The 18,381-nt window shown below is 29.9% G+C and carries 19 protein-coding genes; 15 read left to right on the top strand and 4 right to left on the bottom strand.

The features are described from left to right. Positions 1-65: 65 nt before the first annotated feature. Entirely contained in the window at positions 66-1,298 is a 1,233-nt protein-coding gene (locus HUU89_RS06085; protein WP_175301268.1) for an RNA polymerase subunit sigma-54, read from the bottom strand. 125 nt (positions 1,299-1,423) lie between these two features. Between HUU89_RS06085 and HUU89_RS06080 the strand changes: the two genes are divergently transcribed. The 12 genes from HUU89_RS06080 to HUU89_RS06025 all read left to right on the top strand — a co-directional run bounded on the left by HUU89_RS06080 (position 1,424) and on the right by HUU89_RS06025 (position 12,003). Continuing rightward, positions 1,424-4,111, top strand: a complete 2,688-nt coding sequence (locus tag HUU89_RS06080; RefSeq protein ID WP_317992325.1) for a sigma 54-interacting transcriptional regulator — start codon at positions 1,424-1,426, stop codon at positions 4,109-4,111. A 260-nt stretch (positions 4,112-4,371) separates the two neighbouring features. Further along, positions 4,372-4,785 (top strand): PTS sugar transporter subunit IIA, encoded by a 414-nt coding sequence (locus tag HUU89_RS06075; protein ID WP_175301267.1) that lies wholly within the window; start codon positions 4,372-4,374, stop codon positions 4,783-4,785. A gap of 15 nt (positions 4,786-4,800) precedes the next feature. Then, positions 4,801-5,268 (top strand): PTS sugar transporter subunit IIB, encoded by a 468-nt coding sequence (locus HUU89_RS06070; RefSeq protein ID WP_175301266.1) that lies wholly within the window; start codon positions 4,801-4,803, stop codon positions 5,266-5,268. Positions 5,269-5,278: 10 nt separating this feature from the next. Continuing rightward, a complete protein-coding gene (locus HUU89_RS06065) occupies positions 5,279-6,055 on the top strand; it encodes a PTS mannose/fructose/sorbose/N-acetylgalactosamine transporter subunit IIC (protein WP_175301265.1) in 777 nt (258 codons plus the stop codon). After that, positions 6,036-6,860: a PTS system mannose/fructose/sorbose family transporter subunit IID gene (locus tag HUU89_RS06060; RefSeq protein WP_254697709.1), complete on the top strand. Its 825-nt coding sequence runs from the start codon at positions 6,036-6,038 to the stop codon at positions 6,858-6,860. Before HUU89_RS06065 ends, HUU89_RS06060 begins: the two co-directional genes overlap by 20 nt. Before the next feature lie 29 nt (positions 6,861-6,889). Further along, positions 6,890-7,894 carry an SIS domain-containing protein gene (locus HUU89_RS06055; protein WP_022000662.1) on the top strand — a complete coding sequence of 335 codons (1,005 nt, stop codon included), beginning with the start codon at positions 6,890-6,892 and terminating at the stop codon, positions 7,892-7,894. Between the two features lie 55 nt (positions 7,895-7,949). After that, the gene (locus HUU89_RS06050) at positions 7,950-9,029 is read left to right on the top strand and encodes an SIS domain-containing protein (protein ID WP_175301264.1); all 1,080 of its coding nucleotides are present in this window, start codon (positions 7,950-7,952) and stop codon (positions 9,027-9,029) included. Next, positions 9,013-9,666 (top strand): HAD family hydrolase, encoded by a 654-nt coding sequence (locus HUU89_RS06045; RefSeq protein WP_175301263.1) that lies wholly within the window; start codon positions 9,013-9,015, stop codon positions 9,664-9,666. Before HUU89_RS06050 ends, HUU89_RS06045 begins: the two co-directional genes overlap by 17 nt. Before the next feature lie 4 nt (positions 9,667-9,670). Beyond that, positions 9,671-10,306, top strand: a complete 636-nt coding sequence (locus HUU89_RS06040) for a hypothetical protein (RefSeq protein WP_175301262.1) — start codon at positions 9,671-9,673, stop codon at positions 10,304-10,306. A 627-nt stretch (positions 10,307-10,933) separates the two neighbouring features. Then, on the top strand, positions 10,934-11,131 hold the full coding sequence (locus HUU89_RS06035; RefSeq protein ID WP_175301261.1) for a hypothetical protein: 198 nt from the start codon (positions 10,934-10,936) through the stop codon (positions 11,129-11,131). 254 nt (positions 11,132-11,385) lie between these two features. Continuing rightward, a complete protein-coding gene (locus tag HUU89_RS06030) occupies positions 11,386-11,748 on the top strand; it encodes a hypothetical protein (RefSeq protein ID WP_175301260.1) in 363 nt (120 codons plus the stop codon). Positions 11,749-11,835: 87 nt separating this feature from the next. After that, positions 11,836-12,003, top strand: coding sequence for a hypothetical protein (locus HUU89_RS06025; protein WP_158569901.1), 168 nt, complete (start codon positions 11,836-11,838; stop codon positions 12,001-12,003). A gap of 10 nt (positions 12,004-12,013) precedes the next feature. Here HUU89_RS06025 and HUU89_RS06020 read toward each other — a convergent pair whose 3' ends face one another. Next, entirely contained in the window at positions 12,014-13,180 is a 1,167-nt protein-coding gene (locus HUU89_RS06020; RefSeq protein ID WP_032090923.1) for an O-antigen ligase family protein, read from the bottom strand. Positions 13,181-13,276: 96 nt separating this feature from the next. Here HUU89_RS06020 and HUU89_RS06015 point away from each other — a divergent pair, with 96 nt between their 5' ends. Next, positions 13,277-14,209 carry a TRM11 family SAM-dependent methyltransferase gene (locus tag HUU89_RS06015; protein WP_117783386.1) on the top strand — a complete coding sequence of 311 codons (933 nt, stop codon included), beginning with the start codon at positions 13,277-13,279 and terminating at the stop codon, positions 14,207-14,209. A 12-nt stretch (positions 14,210-14,221) separates the two neighbouring features. On the opposite strand, the gene HUU89_RS06010 is transcribed toward HUU89_RS06015, so the two are convergent. After that, positions 14,222-15,139, bottom strand: coding sequence for a PD-(D/E)XK nuclease family transposase (locus HUU89_RS06010; protein ID WP_175301259.1), 918 nt, complete (start codon positions 15,137-15,139; stop codon positions 14,222-14,224). Positions 15,140-15,228: 89 nt separating this feature from the next. Continuing rightward, entirely contained in the window at positions 15,229-15,705 is a 477-nt protein-coding gene (locus HUU89_RS06005; RefSeq protein WP_175301258.1) for a phosphatase PAP2 family protein, read from the bottom strand. A 103-nt stretch (positions 15,706-15,808) separates the two neighbouring features. Between HUU89_RS06005 and HUU89_RS06000 the strand changes: the two genes are divergently transcribed. Both HUU89_RS06000 and HUU89_RS05995 read left to right on the top strand, forming a co-directional pair. After that, positions 15,809-17,173: an exopolysaccharide biosynthesis polyprenyl glycosylphosphotransferase gene (locus HUU89_RS06000; RefSeq protein ID WP_175301257.1), complete on the top strand. Its 1,365-nt coding sequence runs from the start codon at positions 15,809-15,811 to the stop codon at positions 17,171-17,173. Positions 17,174-17,406: 233 nt separating this feature from the next. Further along, a complete protein-coding gene (locus tag HUU89_RS05995; RefSeq protein WP_175301256.1) occupies positions 17,407-18,138 on the top strand; it encodes a beta-1,6-N-acetylglucosaminyltransferase in 732 nt (243 codons plus the stop codon). The last annotated feature ends 243 nt before the right edge of the window (positions 18,139-18,381 follow it).

Genomic DNA, 18,381 nt, shown 5'->3' with positions numbered 1-18,381 from the left:
AATTGGTAAGCCGTATGCATTAATAGCGCACGTACGGTTTGATAAGGGGCTAGCCTAGTGATAGGTTAGCCTACTTTCTTAAGCACCTTACGTTTAGTAGAAGAAGGAATATTCAATTGTTGTCTATACTTGACAATAACACGACGTGAACAATGTAATTCTAATTCCTCTAGTTTTTTGAGAATCTGATTATCTGAAAGTGGATGTTCTTTATCTTCATCATCTACTAACTCAACAATAGCCTTTTTAATAGAATCACTGCTATCTCCTGAAGCAGTTTGAGAAACAAGAAGTTTTTTAAGAGGATAAGCCTCACCATTAAAGCTATAGTACTTATTATTTAAAGTACGTGAAATAGTAGATTCATGGAATCCTGTCTCACTTGCAAGCTGTGATAAAGTACATGGATATAATTCATCATCATATAAGAAATATCCACTTTGTATATTTACTAACGCATTTGCGACAATAAGAACAGTTTGATTTCTCTTTGTCATATTCTCCATTAAGAAATGTGCCTCATTAAAATAAGCTTTCATATTCTCATCATTCTTTACTTTCTCATATAGAGTGTCATTCACCATGAGAGCAGGCTGGTTAATAGGTGTAATAGTAATATCTGAATTCTCTACTTCAATGAGTATATCAGGAGATACATAGTCATCATGAAACGTATTATACATATTACAAGGGAATGGATTACAAGAACGTATTTCACAGAATAAATGATCTATTTCTTCTTTATTTAATCCTGTTGTTTGTTTAATAAGTGAATAATTCTGAGTTAAGATGACATCTTGATAATCTCTAAATAGTGTATAGGTTTTAGTTTTATTATTATTTTTTAACTGAATAAGAATAGAATCAATCGCATCAGAGGCACCCACACCATTAGGTTCAAATGAACGTAATATATCTAAATGTGCATCAAGCATATCTTGATCGATATGAAGGTCACTCATATATTGATCAAGATTATAAGATAAGAATCCACTATCATCCAATGATTCAATCAGATATGTCATTACATCTTCATTATAAGGATGTGTATAGGCATATAACTGATAATAGAGATCATCTTTTAAAGAACGTTTATTAGAAATACTTTCAATAAACTGCTGATTATCATAATTCTTTGATGATTTTAATTCTAAAAAAGGATTTGTTTCTAGTATATCCTGTATTGCTTTGTTGATATCATCAATGTTGTCAGTCAAGAAATCTAAGGATTTTAATAGTTTTTGATTCAATTTTAAAGTTTGTTTCAATGTTTGAATATATTGCATTTTCTGCTTCATGTTCATCACCTCTTATCAATATATAGCAAAATTCGTGCCAATTAATGTTTAGGTATTTACTTGAATAGTATACCGAATAACTAATGTTGCGTACAAGTTTTATTTGTTTTATGATGAATAATGAGGTGATTTCATTGGAAGAAAAAATAATGTTGTTGATTAATGGGAAAATGGATCAAAATTCATATGATGAATGTCAATCCACCCAATTATCAAAAGAATTAAAACTAAGTAGAAATCAAGTGATAAGATTATTAAATGAACTTTTTAATGAGAAAAAACTTATTAAAATTAAAGCAAGTCCTATCTTATATCTTTCAAGAGCTTCTCTTGAAAGTAAATATAAGAAGAAACTTTCGTCAGATGAATACAAATCATTGGATGAATTGGAAGCTGAATTAAACAATCAGACAGAGTTAAAGAACTTTGAAAAGCTTATTGGGTCTAATGAAAGTATGTATCAGATTGTTGAGAAGATTAAGGCAACAGTAGCCTATCCACCAGTTGGATTACCAATGTTGCTTTATGGACCAACTGGTACAGGTAAATCATTTATGGCTAAACTTACGTATGAATATTGTGTAGATACAGGTTTAATTGATGCGTCTAAGAATTTTGTACAGGTAAACTGTTCAGAGTATGCCAATAACCCAGAACTACTCACAGCAAACCTATTTGGCTATAAGAAGGGTGCATTTACAGGTGCAGATAGTGATAACTTAGGTTTATTACATTTTGCAGATGGTGGTGTATTATTCCTAGATGAAGTGCATTGTTTAAATGCGGAATGCCAGGAAAAACTATTCCTTTATATGGACCAGGGAATCTATCACTTAGTAGGTGATAATAATAAGTGGTATAAATCAAAATGTAGAATTATATTTGCAACAACAGAAGTACCACAAAAAGCATTATTAAAAACATTCCTTAGACGTATTCCTGTTATTCTTACAATTCCATCTCTTGCCCAAAGAGGAGAAAATGAAAAGCTGGAACTCATGTATAACTTCTTAAAGAATGAAGAGAAACGTATCAACAAAACAATTCTTATTTCATCTAATGTCTATGAGTTGTTACTGAATCATACATTTGTAGGTAATATTGGTGAACTGACTAATACGATTCAGGCAAGTTGTGTGAGTGCATTATATAAAAGTAATTCAGATACGTTAGAAATTCATGCTTATGATTTACCTGACAGTATTAGAAATAGTATAGATGTCTCTTCTATGATTATGAAGAAGCATAAGCTTGTGTCTCTTAATACACTTCTTCCTGTATCAGATCAGGGTATCATTAAAGATTTTTATCAATCATTAATTAATATAAAGAGAGATACTTCATTTGCGATAAATGCACAGAATACTGTAGATAGATATTTTGAAAAATTAATCTTTAATGATAATCGTGCAGGTTCAATTGATTATCTTACTAACTATCTAGAAAAGATATTTAATAATATCACTGAACATTATGGCTTTAGGGCTTCACATAATGAGTTGATAGCACTCGCTACATATATCTCAGAATTCTCTAAGAATACATATCTGACTAATAACTGGATCAATGAGAATTATGATGAAGTGAAGAACTTAAAGAAATATCTTAAACTTGAATTCCATCGTGAATATGAAATAGGACAGGATGTTTCTCATTACTTAAAGAATAATATGAATCAGGATATTGATGACTTTGTAGAGTGTATTATCTGTATTTGTATGATTAAGTACTTTGTACATTCTGGTGAAGATCTCACAATTGCGATTATTATTGCGCATGGTTATTCAACTGCAAGTTCTATTGCGGAAGCAGCCAATAGAATGTTGAATAGTTATATATTTGATGCAATAGATATGCCATTAGATGTGGATGTACAAGCTATTACAAGAAAGATTAATGATTATATTGCATATGTTGGTAATATCTCAAAGCTTTATTTATTAGTTGATATGGGTTCTCTTGAAGAAATATATCAAGGATTAGATACAAGTAATGCGGATATTGCCTTAGTAAACAATATTAATACTAAATGTGCGTTAGAAATAGGACAGGGAATTAAACTTAATAAAACAGTGACTGAAGTCATTGATTCTATTCTTAAGGAAAACATCTATAAAACACATGTAGAACTTAAGAAAAAGAAAGAACCTATTGTAATCTGTTCTTGTGCATCAGGATTAGGTGCAGCGCATAAGATCAAAGAAATTTTATTCAATTCTTTACCTGAAGATTCTAATCTAAAGATTATTACTTATGATTATCCTGCTTTAATACGTAAACAGGTTTATGATCAGTTAATGAATGATTATGAAGTTATATGTGTCATTGGGACACTTGATCCAAATATTGAATCTATGAAATATATAGGTATACAGGAATTGATTATTAATGAGGGTCAGAATGCGATAGAGATATACTTTGGAAAGTATATGAAAAAAGAACAGATGGAGATATTTGAAAAGAATATCTTACGTAATTTCACATTATCCAATGTCATGAATAACTTAACTATATTAAATCCGGATAAACTACTTGAACATGTTGCGAAAGCAATTGACCATCTACAGAATATCTTACATAAGAGATTTAAAAATAGAACATGCTTTGGATTATATGTTCATATCTGCTGTCTTGTAGAAAGATTAGTTACAAGACAGGCTATTTCAAACTTTACTGATCAAGACTTTAAAGAAAAGCATCAAGAGTTTATAGATCAAGTAAATATCTCAATGAAAGAAGTTAAGACATACTACAACGTTGAGATTCCAGATGAAGAAGTAGAATATATATACAACTATATTATTAATGATTAGTGTGCTATTAATTGGCACACTTTTTGCTTGAGTATAAGTGGAAGTTAGTTGTATAGATTGAACGTATTGATCTCTAAACTGGCACAAAGCTTGCTTGAGTATAAGTGGAAGTTAGTTCTACAGATTAAGCGAAAGAATCTCTAAACTGGCACAAAGTTTGCTTGAGTATAAGTGGAAATCAGTTGTACAGATTAAGCGAAAGAATTTATAAACTGACATGAAGCTTGAACTTAAATGAAAAAGAAAGGAGTGTAGAGAATATGGCAAAAATCATACTTGCATCACATGGAGGATTATCTAAAGGAATGAAAGATTCAGTTTCTATGATTGTTGGAGATTTAGCTAAGGATATAGAAACATATAGCTTGCTTCCTGGACAAAATCCTGAAGACTTTTATCAAGAAGTTTTGAAAGAAGCAAAAGAGTGTGAAGAACAAATCTTAATCTTATGTGATATTAAAGGTGGAAGTGTTCACACAGCATTATCTAAACTTGCAGTATTAGATAATGTAATGGTCTTCTCAGGAATGAACATGGGACTAGTATTAGATGCAGTAATGAAAGGCTTGAATGGAAAACTTGAATTAGCAGAAGCGAACGATTTGATCGAAGCAGCTAAAGATGGAATGACTGTTATGAATGGAATGACAAGCGAAGATGATGAAGATTTCTAATAGGAGGAGAAGAAAATGATTAAATTATTAAGAGTGGATCACAGATTGTTACATGGTCAAGTTGCTTTTTCTTGGAAAAATGCAGTTGAAGCAGATTGTATCTTAATTGCGTGTGATGCAGTTATGAAAGATGATTTAAGAAAAACATCAATCAAGATGGCAAAGCCAAGTGGTGTGAAATTAGTTATTAAAAGTATGGATGATGCAGTAAAGGCAATCAATAGTGGTGTTACAGACAAATATAAATTATTGACTGTAGTTGAATCTATTAAGGATGCTGAAAGATTATGTAAAGAGTGTAACATCAAAAAATTAAATCTTGGTGGTACTAAGGCAACTGCTGAAACTCGTAATATTTCTAAAGCAATGAATATTACACCAGCAGAAGAAACAATTTTAAAAGGATTATGTGAAGCAGGTGTGGATGTAACAATTCAGATGGTTCCAGAAGATAATCCAGTAAATGTAGAAAAAGTTTTATAGGAGGAGAAATATGTTACTACAAGCAATTTTACTTGGCTTGGTAGCAATGCTTGGAAATGCTGAGTATTTGTTCGGTACAAGTTTGCTATCAAGACCATTGGTTATGGGTACTTTAACAGGTATTGTACTTGGTGATATTCAAACAGGTGTTACTCTAGGTGCAACATTAGAATTAGCATTTATGGGAGCTTTCTCAATCGGTGCTAGTATTCCACCTGAAATGATTTCAGGAACTGTATTAGGAACAGCTTTCACAATTACAACAGGAGCTGGACCAGAAACTGCATTAACTGTAGGTTTACCAGTTGCTTCACTAGTATTAATCGCAAAGAACGTTGGAATGGTATTCATCTTACCTCCATTTGTTCACAAAGCAGATAAATATGCAGCTGAAGGAAATATGGCTGGAGTTGCTAGAATGCACTTATTAGGTGGATTCTTCGGTGTTAACTTAATTATCGGTGTAATCGTGGCATGTGGTTACTATGCTGGTGGACCTGCTGTACAGGCTTTATTAAATGTCATTCCTACATGGATTTCAAATGGTTTACAAATCACAATGGGCTTATTACCTGCAATTGGGTTCGGTTTATTATTAATGATGATTATGGAAAAAGACGTTGCATGTTTCTTCTTCTTAGGATTCGCATTAAGCGTATACTTAAAGATTCCAGTAACAGCGATCGCAATCTTTGGAGTCATCATTGCTATCGTATTAACTCAGTTACGTAGTAATTCAGCTCAAACAGCTATAGAAGGAGGAGTGGATGAAGATGACGACTTCTAATAAATTAACTAAAAAAGAATTAAATCAAGTATTCTGGCGTTCATTCGGTTTGGAATGGTCTTGGAACTATGAAAGACAAATGAATATGTCATACTGCTATAGTATGTTACCAGTTATCAAAAAGTTATATCCAAATAAAGAAGACCAGGTTGCAGCTATGAAGCGTCACTTGGAATTCTTCAATACAACGCCACAATTGGCAACATTAATCTTAGGTATTAGTGCTGCTATGGAAGAAAGTAACGCAAATGATCCTGAATTTGATACAGAAAGTATCAACAGTGTAAAAGTTTCATTAATGGGACCTTTAGCTGGTATTGGTGATTCATTCATCTGGGGAACATTACGTATTATCGCTACTGGTGTGGGTCTATCATTAGCAAATCAAGGAAATATCTTAGGACCTATCTTATTTTTATTAATCTTCAACCTTCCAGCTCAGGGATTACGTTATTATTTAATGAATACTGGTTATAAATTAGGTAGTGGATTCTTGGCTAAGATCCAACAAAATGGATTAATGTCAAAACTTACTTATGCAGCAAGTGTTTTAGGATTGATGGTTGTTGGTGGTATGACTGCTGAAAACGTAGCAATCAGTTTCCCATTGAAGTTTGGTTCTGGTAATGAAGCAACTACGTTAAATGATGTATTCAATAATATCATGCCTGGTTTAATGCCATTATTATTCACATTACTAGTTTACTACTTATTGAAAAAGAAAAATGTTAAGACAACTTCATTGTTATTAATCTGTGTTGTGATCGGATTGATCGGAGCATTCTTTGGTATCTTAGGTTGTTAATAAATTTAAAATAAATGGAGGAAAAGAAAATGGAAATGATTAAATTTAATGAACAGGAAAAAATCGATAGCGTAAATGGCGCATTAGCTCTACGCCCTCAGATCAACGAAATCGTTGATGAAATCTGCGAACGTGGATATTCAAACATCTGCTGGTTAGGTGTTGGTGGTACTTGGGCAAGTGCTATGCAGGCTACAGTACATATGAAAGAAATGAGTGCTATTGAAACTTGGGCAGAAAATGCTGCTGAATACTTAACTACAGGAAACAAACGTATTACTAAAGATACAGTTGTTATTATCTCTTCTGTAACTGGAAACACTAAAGAAGTAGTTGATGCTATCAAAAAGATCAAAGCTGAAGTTGGCTCTACAGTTATCTCATTTGTAGATGCTAAAGAAGCTATCTTATTAGATTTAGGAGACTACAAGATTTCTTACCCAGTTAACGAACAGTTAAAGTTCTTCATGGTTGCTGACCGTTTCATGTTCAACAATGGTGAATTAGAAGACTACGAAGATATGTATGCTGAATTTGACAAATACTTAGCAGAAGCTTTAGTAGAAGTTGAAAAGAAAGCTGAACCATTTGCTGTTGAATTCGCTAAAAAACACTGGAATGATGAAATGCACTACTTTGTAGGTGCTGGAAATCAATGGGGTGCTACTTACTCATATGCAATGTGCTATTGGGAAGAACAGTTATGGTTAAAAACTAAATCAATCACATCAAATGAATTCTTCCACGGTATGTTTGAAATCGTAACTAAAGAAACTCCAGTTACTATCTATATCGGTGAAGATGCTCAACGTCCATTATCTGAACGTGTAGCTAACTTTATTCCAAGAATTTGTGAAAACTACACAATCATCGACTCTAAAGATTACGAATTAAAGGGAATTAGTGAAAAATATCGTAAACACTTATCTCACCATGTAATGCATGCTGTAAACAACAGAATCGATGTTCATATGGAAATCGAAACTCGTCACCCTATGGAAATCCGTCGTTACTACAGAAGATTAGAATACTAAAATATAAGGGGTGGATTCATTCCACCTTTTATATATTAATAATTGGGGGTATATTATGAATAAATTAACAATGCTTGATTATGTTAAAGAAACACCAGACGTATTAAAAACAAATATTGAACAATATACTACACTAGTTGATCCATTGATGAAAGAAGTGCAACAAAAAGAAATAAAACGTATTTTACTTGTTGCTTCTGGATCAAGTCATAATGCTTGTTATTGTGCGAGAAGTTTTGTGGAAAAAGTAAGTGGTTTAGAAGTAAGAATCATTATGCCATATACATTTACGTATTATGAAAATGACATTAAAGAGAACGACTTAGTTCTAGTGGTTACACAGAGTGGGTTAAGTACAAATGCAATAGAAGCATTAAAAATCATCAAGAAAAAAGAATGTAGAGCTATTTGTTTAACAGGAAATAAAAACAGCGATGTAAAAGATGTTGCGGATGTTGTGATTGAATATGGTGTTGGTGAAGAATTAGTTGGCTATGTTACAAAGGGTGTTTCTTCACTTGCGTTATTCTTAGATTTATTCGCAATTGCGTATTCTGGAAAGATTGAGTATTTGGATGAATTAAAGAAAGCAGTTGATTTAAATGAAGAAATGATTGATCAGGCTACAAGCTTTATTCAGCAACATTATAAGAATTTCTCATCTATGTCCTGGGTTTACAGTTGTGGAGCGGGTGCTAATTATGGAACAGCACTTGAAAGTGCATTAAAAATGGGTGAAACTATTCATATTCCAAGTTGTTGCTATGAAATTGAAGAGTATATCCATGGACCAAACCTTCAATTAACGCCACAATACAATGTGATTTTCTTTGATGGGAACGATGGTGCAAGTCGACGTGTAGAACAAGTATATAAGGCTACACGAAAAGTCACAAATCGAGCTTATTTGATTTCAAACAACCCTCAATTATCGAGAGATGGTCATGTTTTAAGTTTGAGTGATACGGTATCAAGTGAATTAAGTCCACTTGTATATCTACCATTTGTACAATTATTAAGCTTTATTGTTTCAAATGACTTACACTCTATTTATCAACATCCATTATTAAAAGAATTTAAGGCTATCGCAGCTGCAAAAACGGAGAATTTTGTGAATTATGATGGAGACGATTAAAGCGATTATTTTTGATATGGATGGTGTCATCTTTGATAGTGAAACCATGTATATAAATGATTTGATAAGATTTTTTAAACAGCATGATATAGAAATACAAGTAAGTGATTGTATTCCTCTTATTGGTATTGATAGTAAATTATATTATGAACAAGCATACACAATGTGGAACAATAAAACAGATTTCATTACATTTAAAAATATGCTTCAAGAATATTTTCGTTCATTTGATTGTGATTATAAAGCAGTCGTTAGACCACAGATCTATTCTGTTTTAGAAAGCTTAAGTGAACGTTATAAAATTGCGTTAGCGTCCTCTTCAAGTTTAAATACTATTAATACTGCATTAGATCAAGTTGATTTAAGAAAGTATTTCACATTTATAGTAAGTGGTGAACAATTCAAAGAAAGTAAACCCAATCCAGAAATATATTTACATACAATCAAAGAATTGAATGTGAATAAAGATGAAGCTATTATAATTGAGGATTCACCTAAAGGAATATTAGCTGCAAATAGAGCTGGTATTAAGGTATTGGCTTTAAAAGATGATAAGTTTGGCTTGGATCAAAGCCAGGCAGATATAAATATTGATGAATTAAATGATATTATAAAGTTGATTGAGAAAGGGGCATAAAAGTATGAATGCTATGTTAGTTGCTGTTATAGTGATTGCTGTTATTGGAATTATTCCAGTGATCATCAGAAAGAAACTTCTAAAAATCTATCTTACATTACTCCAAAACAATGATATTAAGGCAATAGAAGACTTAATAGCAACTAAACTAGCTAAGATATGTATTCCTTCATTTAATAGAGAATACTTACTTTTAAATGCTTATCTAAAACTAAATGATGATAAACAAATAGATACTCAAGTAAACAATATAATAGATCATGTTCCTATGAATTCTAAGCAGAAGTCTGTTCTTGCAAAATCAGTATTCTATATATATGTAGATAAGAAAAATGCACCTATGATTGATCGTTTGTTGGAAATGGTTAGCACGACAAATGATCATGCCCTATATAGACAGATGGATATGGTCAATGATACTTTAATTAGTGGTGGAATTAAGTATTTTGATGAATTAAAATCTGATCTAGAAAATACAGAATATACTAAAAACAATGCAGATACTCCCTATCTCGAATTCTTATTATCAGTTATCTACAAAAATATGGGTAATGAATCAAAAAGCAAGGAATATAGGAATAAAGCCTTAGAAGACAGTAAAGGAACTGTATATGAATCTTTAATTAAATCTCAAAATTAATAGGATGATTGAGAAAATCTCGCACTGAAAGACAACCTAATTAAATGGGTTGTCTTTTCGTGCGACAGGCAGTAGCTTATATGTTATGTCAACAGGGACATGACATTTTCTACTTATAAATGATTATTCAAGATAGGGCTCTATTAATTTAAAATGCGTCATGGGATGTAGAAATCCTGTAGGTGAAAGTCCTACATCGTGCGCACTAGTGCTATTCGAGAAATTTAATCTAATGCATCAACGTAAGGCGGTGTGTGAAGGAGATGCAGTATTCGAGAGTGGTCGAAACGAAGTGTGAATTGAAGGTGTGGCAGTAGAATGTGTGACGACATTGCGATAAATGTGGAAGTCTATTTACTGTGTTATCAATGAACTAGTCGATAACATAGGCCTTATATTGTGAAGTCAGTTGGCATGATATTAAGGAAATAGCGATGACCCTGTGAGACCTTATGACTACTTGGTGCATATCAAGGTACTTATCTATAAGTGTAATTCGAAGTGATAAGTACGTCATGAGTAGACAGACACTCTCATAGTAGTGAATGATATTGATGTAACATAACATAACATCAATGAGGGGAGTCATTTATTGGAATTATTATAGGAACTTATGGGATATCACAAATGGGCTTACGTTTATCGGTAGGATTATTGGAAGATTATAAAAATAAACATAAAATGATTATGCTTATAGGTGCTTTATCTTCAGGATGTGTTTCTTTATTTAGAATTATTTTCAATAATGGCATTGGTTTTTTGATTGAAAATCTTTTTCAGGACTTGCCAGGGCAATGGGCTTCTTCCAAGCGGTGTATGCTTTAGGAATGACTTTATTTCCTATGATTTGTGGAAATATTGTAAGTCATTTTTCAATGCTATATGCTTATTTGTTTTTAGCAGTGATTTGTTTAATTGCATCAAGTATTTCTTTTATATATTGTAAATCTCATTAACAAATAAAGCTCTTACAAAATTAATAATTTGTTAATGAAATTAAAAATGTATACAATACTCTTTTCGAAGAATCTAAAAAAGTATAAGCTACAGGTGTCTTAGGAAAGAGAGGAATAAATATTATGAGTATCAATGAAATCAATGCAGAAGTAAAAGAATCTTTAAGAAAGTATTTTAAAAATAGTCAAGATGTAAAACATGAAAATGAAGCAAGAAAAGAATTAACAAAAGAAGAAATCTTTGAATCCGTTGTAGGAGAAATCAAAGAATCAGAAATGAAATTAGAACAAAGAAATCAAATGAGAAACACATTACAACAAGATGCAAAAGAAGCATTTGAAAAAGTATGTGGAAAGAAATCTGAAGCAAAAGAAGTAGAACATATGACATTAGAAGGAATGAAAAAAGAATTAAAAGAAAATACAAAACATCAAATGGAATATGTCAATTCATTAAAACAAAATACAATGAATGCAAGAGCATAGAACTTCGAAAGAAGTTCTTTTTTTTTACACTTACTTGATATTTTCTTAACATAAAAAGGAGTAGTATTCTGTTAAGAGGTGATCAAGATGAATGTTAAAAGAAATCAATTAATTGAAACAATTGTTTGGGTAGGAATACCAATGCTTTTTATGATTGTTGATTGGGTCTATAAACATGTATTTAATATAGAATATTTAGAGTTATCTATTCTTTTATTTGTAGTAGCAACAATCTATAAAACATATCAAAAATAAAAACAAATCGCTAATTACGATTTGTTTCAAACATTTCAAAACTAGATAATACAAATAAGAAGAATAAACCAGTGTGTATCCAAAAAATCGTATAATCTAAAATACCATGAATTAATAATACACCTATAAATCCCATAACAAGAGCAATATAAGAATAATGCTCTTTTACTTTATAAAGACGTTTACAGTTATCATAAATATAAGGAACAAGACATGCGAGTCCAATAATTCCAAATGAAAGTAAAGGATCTAAATAAACACTATGGGCATGTTGTGTTAAATGTCCATTATATTTATCTAAAATCATCATATAAGTAAATGGTCCTTGTCCTAGTAGTGGAGAAGCTTTGATACCTTGAATAGCACAACTCCAAATTTGAATTCTAACATCTAAATTTGAAATCAAATATTCTATTCTAGGGAATTTATCAGGATTTAAAACAAAGAAACCTGCAATTCCTAAACATCCAAGAGCTATCAAAACACATAATTTATAGTTTTTATTAAAAATAAGAAATAAACAAATAGCTCCGGCAATTGCCACATAACCAGCACGACATCCTGTCATATAAAGCATAAATAAGTTTAAAAAACCAACAATAACATAAAAAATACTTCTTTTTAGATTATTTTTAACAGTAAAGAATTTATATACAGTACATACGGCAATAAATTCAATCATCATCGCATAATAGTTGGCATTGTAGAAAACACTATTTAAGCGATTTTCACGTCTTGCATAAACTTTAAAGGTGAAATGATCAACACCTAAACGATGATAAATTTGAAATTGCTCATAAATTCCATATATTGCCCAAAGAATAGATAACACAATCAACATATCAATAATAAATTCAAAGGTCGATTGATTAATATGTTTTCGATAATAAACCATTAAAATAATAACAATAAATATTCCTAGTGTTGCAAGTGCTCCTAAAATATTTTTATGAATAATGGAGATGCTTAAAGAGATTAAAACAAACAAATAGAGAAATTTAATTTGTGGTGTTTGTTTTAAGGCAATGATTGCTTTTTTTGATACTAACAAATAAATAAATTCAATCAATAAAATAGGTCCTAATATATAAAAAGGAAAAGTAAAACTAAAACATGTAAATATTAATAACAGTTGATCAAAAGTAAACTGTTCTTTTAAGTCTTTTAAATAGTTCATAGTCGCCTCCTGGAGATAATATATCATATTTATGATTATTTCAGTAGCCAAAATGAAGATGTGTTGTTAAAATAGGGCACTAGAGGTAAGAAAAATATGAAACAATACTTTTATTTATTTAATTATCCACCAGAAGAATATGATTTATGTGCATTAGAATTTAAATATCTTTTTCATGAAGAATATCAACAATGTTTTATTACAAATAAAGATATTGATGTCAATATAAGTGTTTTTATGAAGGGAAAAATAGATATTTGGGCGATAAGTTCCAATTTTGATGACTTAAAAGAGGAAGTTAAACGCCAAAATCATAATTATCAAGATTTTAAAGTTATTTATTTAAAAAATCCTATTAGCCATCCAGATTATCAAGAAACACTTGATAAATGTAAAGATATTTCATGGTTTATAGCGGGTAGTGTGAATATGTCCAAACCAAAACATACAATTGCTCTTACAAAAGTGAATGACTTATGGATTATTGGGTATTATCATCATGGTGTTCCATCATGGAAAAAATATGATGATAAACCAAATACTTTTTCAAATTCTTTAGATATTAGACTTGCAAGAACATTGATTAATATTGCTGGAGAAAATGATCAAACAAAAACAATGATAGATCCGTGTTGTGGAATGGGTACAGTTGTTTTAGAAGGACTAGCTTTAGGGTATTCTATCAAAGGATTTGATATTTCAAGGGATATTTCATGGAAAGCAAGATGTAATCTTAATCATTTTGGTTTTGATGGTATGTTGATTACAAAAGATGATATTAATAAGCATCAAGGACATTATGATATTGCTATTATTGATATTCCTTATAATCTTTATACACCGATTACTTATAAAGAACAGTGTGACATTATTAATAGTGCTAGAAAATTATGTAATAAACTTGTTTTAGTAAGTTATGAACAAATGGATCAAGAAATCAAACAAGCAGGTTTTGAAATAAGAAATCGTATCTTAAGGAAGAAAACAGAATTTGTGAAATTTGGACGTTATATTTATGTGTGTTATTAAAAAATCATTGGATTATTTTCCAATGATTTTTTTGATTGTCTTTAAATCTTTATTTTCTATAAGTGATTTAAATATATGATCATATTGTTGTAAAGTAAGATTTTCTAATAATTCGTTATCTTCTTGAGGAAATTTACTTTTAAAAAGCATTAATGTATCTTCTTTTTTACTTGCTAGTTTTCCTTCAGCTTTTCCTTCTTCATGCATTCTTTGTCCTTCATGATAATGTTGAATTTTAACAAGTTGTCTTTTTTCTGCCGCTAAAACAAGTTCTTCATCTTCATTGAATTGTTCCATCTTATCTTTCATGATTGTTACCACCTCATTATCTAAAGATATTATATCATGGGTAAGTCCATGATATAAGATGTAGATTAAGATTTCTAATCTTGAAAAGTTTTCTAGTCTTTTTTCTTTTTCAATAACTTTAATAAATGGAAGTTGGACAAAGTAGCTTGTTGCTAAGTTAAACTTTCTCACATTTCCATATTCATTTCTAGGCACATAACTGTCAATCAATACAAGATTATCTTTATCAATATCGTTAATAAAAGTAATCAAATTTACTTTATGAAGATGGTCACTATATCTTTCATCTCCACGATTGACTTGATGATCGATCATTCTAGCTTCATAAGCTTGAAGACGATGATAGAGTTCTTTAGAGAATATACTGTTTTGCATTTCAATATCGACCAGTTCACCATCTTCTGTTATTACCTGAATATCTAAGATCATATCTTTATCACTTATATGATGAGGATTAAGCTCTGAATTTAAGACATTAATTTTCTTACATTTAATATCCATAACATCTTCGATAATAAGTTTTAATAAACGCCTACATTGTTCATCTTTCATATTTGATAATAAATACTTAAATACAAGATCATTTTTAAAATCAGTAATTCTAGGTTTTATCTTTTCCATTATAAATTCTCCTTTCAGTATATATATAGACACTAAAAGTCAAAATTTCTTTTAAAAAATTAAAAAAACGAAATAATTTTCTTATTTCGTTAAATGATATAAATAGCAAGGGCAATTAAAATACTTGCAAGAATATCTGTTAAATAGTGAACACCTGTAAGCAGTCTTGTACAAGTAATTGTAATAGCAAGTGCTGAGAGTAATAATCCCATATTTGGTCCTCGAGCAATAACGGTCAAAGCAATAGAAATAGCTAAACTCGTATGAATACTTGGGAAAGAATGACCTATTCTTTTTTTATCATCAATAGGTTTAAGGTCATACTTTTGAATAGGACGAGGTCTATCAATTAATATTCTAAGTAGAACAGTAATTAATAAAACGACAAATGGTTTGATAAATAAAAGATAAAAACCAGTTTGTGATTCTATCACTATTTTTAATAAAAAGAGTGAATAAAATATAGCGACCATCCATGGACAAAATTTTGATGCAAAATAAACACAAGATTTTATAAAAGGATGTTTATACATAAATTTATTGATACCTTCATAAAAAAACTTCATATTGACCCTCCAAAGTTTTGATATATCTATTATACTATAAAAGAGAAAAGATAGCATTAATAATCGAATTACGATATAATGGACATAATAAGAGGTGTAAAATATGAATAGAAAAATAATGCCCTTTATGTTACTTTTAATAGAAGTAATAATGTATTACTTTATATGTTTATACTTCCATATGGATTTAGATTTAATCATTGGATCAGGAATACTTTATTTCCTATTCTTATTTATATATGGACATTATTCATTAAATACATGCTTAATATGGGATGAAATTAAAGCGTTAGTTAAATCAAGTTTTTGTTTTTATATCGCATTGCTTGTGTTAGTACCAAAATCGACAGGTTATGAAAGAAGAATGCATTTAACAATCATGGTAGCTTCAATGTTTATTATTTGTTTACTAGCTGATAGATATATTAGAATTGCTTTTAGAGATCAATTTGCTAGAAGAACATTGGTTATTGGAACAGGTTACGAAGCAGCAAGATTAGGTAAAATATCAAATAACAATCGTTTTGCTTTAACACAAGTAGAAGGTTATGTGGATGCGAATTGGACAGATCAGTTATTTGATTTTAAACAGGAAAATGTGATTAAAAATAGTTTTATTTATAGTTATGAAGAATTGGATGAGGCTATTAAAACTTTAAAAATTGAACAAATAATTGTTGCTTTACCAGAAGCAAGTGAAGAAGTGATTGATAAAGTAATGTCGGATATTTATGGAAAAGTTGAAAGTGTTAAGTATTTACCAGATGTTAATGGAACAATGACTTTTTCTTCTGAAGTTCAGGATTTTGATGGACAATTACTGATTGCAACAGCAAATAATGAAATGTCGGCTCTTGCTAATACGATGAAAAGATTTATTGATATTTGTGCAGGAATTGTTGGTTGTTTAATACTAATTCCTTTGACAGTTTTTGTTAAGTATAAATATGTAAAAAGTGGAGATCATGATAGTATTATTTTTAGTCAAGATAGAATTGGTAAAAATGGGAAGATGATTAAAATTTATAAATTTAGATCAATGGTACCAAATGCTGAAAAAATCTTAGATGAACTGATGGAAAAAGATCCAAAGATCAAAGAAGAATATCTGACAAATAAAAAACTAGTCAATGATCCAAGAATTACACCAGTAGGAAATTTTTTAAGAAAAACGTCATTAGATGAATGGCCACAATTTATTAATGTTTTATTAGGTGAAATGTCATTAATTGGTCCTAGACCTTATTTACCAAGAGAAAAGAAAGATATGGGACAATATTACAATTCTATTATTAAATGTAAACCAGGTGTTACAGGAATGTGGCAAGCTAATGGTAGAAGTGATGTTGAATTTAATTATCGTTGTAAATTAGATGATTATTATTATCATAATTGGTCTATCTGGTTAGATTTTACAATTATATATAAAACAATTAAAGGCGTTGTTTATGGTAAAGGATCGTTATAGTTATTATATATTAAATTATAAGAAAAGGAGTTTTATACTATAAATCATACTTTTATATGAAGAATATTATAGTATATTAAAAAGTATATGAAGATAGCATTTTTAATTTTATGTCATAAAAATCCAAATCAAATAAATAAAATGATCAATACATTAGATGATGAGGATGTTTCTTTTTATTTACACATAACAAAAAAAGTGGTATTTCAAATAAAATTATAAAGAAAGAAAACGTGTTTATTTTAGATGAAAGTAAATGCCTTGATATTAAATGGGGTCAGAATCAAATGATTCATGCTACAACTAATCTATTAAAAGAAGCATTTTATTCAAATATACAATATGATTACTTTTGGTTTATGAGTGGTCAAGATTTTCCAATAAAATCAATCGATTACATTAAAAAATACTTAGAAAAGCATAGGGGTGCTAATTATATTGATGTGATGGATAGGAATTATAAAATATATAAACGTTTTAAAAAAAGAAATGATTTAAAATATCCAACTTGTTTTGCAAATCAAACAATAACAATGACAATTTTGAAACATTTATACATTTTAATAACAGGGGGACCATACAAAACTTTATTTTTTAAAAGGAAAAATATAACAGGCTTGGAATATAACTTTGGAAGTTCATGGTGGACATTGACTCATTCAAGCGTGGAGTGGATGTTAGATTATTTAGAAAGGCATGAAGAAGTTTTAGACTTTTTTGATAATTCTATTTGCCCTGATGAGTCTTTGTTTCAAAGTTTGTTTATGAAAACACCTTATACGAATACTAGAGAGAATATAAAAGTTTATTTAGATTGGACTGGTGAAAACAGACATCCTAAGACTTTGACAATAAATGATTATGATACACTTATGAATAGTGATTTCCTAATAGCTAGAAAATTTGATGAAAAGATTGATGGAGAAATCATTAATAAATTAGAGAGTAAATTAAAAATGAAATAGTGTATTTCTTTAAGTTTTTTATAGAGATTGTGCTAATCTTAATGGATATGGAATACCAGCAATTTTTAGTGCATTGTAAATTAAATTGTTGATTGTTTGAAAATGTAGTATAGAGGTGTAAAATATTTTGAGTTTCGATAAAAATAAAAAACAGGCAAAAAGTATATTCACAACTTGCCTGTTTTTGCTTGTTTTATAAGGAAAATCAACCTCATAAATAGTATAATAAGTTTAGACCAATAA

This window comes from Faecalibacillus sp. H12 (assembly GCF_013361255.1).
GTDB classification, from domain to species: Bacteria; Bacillota_I; Bacilli_A; order Erysipelotrichales; family Coprobacillaceae; genus Faecalibacillus; species Faecalibacillus intestinalis.
This window is presented reverse-complemented; position numbering and strand designations above follow the sequence as displayed.